Raw genomic sequence first — 264 nt, 5'->3', positions numbered from 1 at the left:
CTCACCGAGCTCTCCTCCGCCACCTCGGTCGACGGCCACCCCGGCGGCTTCTACACGAAGGACGACTACCGCGAGATCGTGTCGTACGCGGCAGAGCGCCACATGATCGTGATCCCCGAGATAGACCTGCCGGGCCACACGCATGCCATCGGCGTCGCGTACCCCGATCTCGTCGAGCCGCCGGTGCTGAACGACGGCCTCGTCGCCGAATCCGCGAGACTATGGCGCCCAGCACCGAGAAGAAGAAGTGCGCGTTGCGCGCCA

Annotated in this window: 1 protein-coding gene; it reads left to right on the top strand. The window is 67.0% G+C overall.

Annotation, left to right across the window (positions count from 1 at the left end):
* Window positions 1-264, top strand: a 264-nt coding sequence (locus SB658_RS24735) for a family 20 glycosylhydrolase (RefSeq protein ID WP_410603038.1), incomplete at both ends; no start/stop codon positions are given.

Origin of the sequence: Bacillus sp. SIMBA_008, assembly GCF_046535495.1 — a bacterium.
In the GTDB taxonomy this organism is placed as follows: domain Bacteria; phylum Bacillota; class Bacilli; order Bacillales; family Bacillaceae; genus Bacillus; species Bacillus subtilis.
This window is presented reverse-complemented; position numbering and strand designations above follow the sequence as displayed.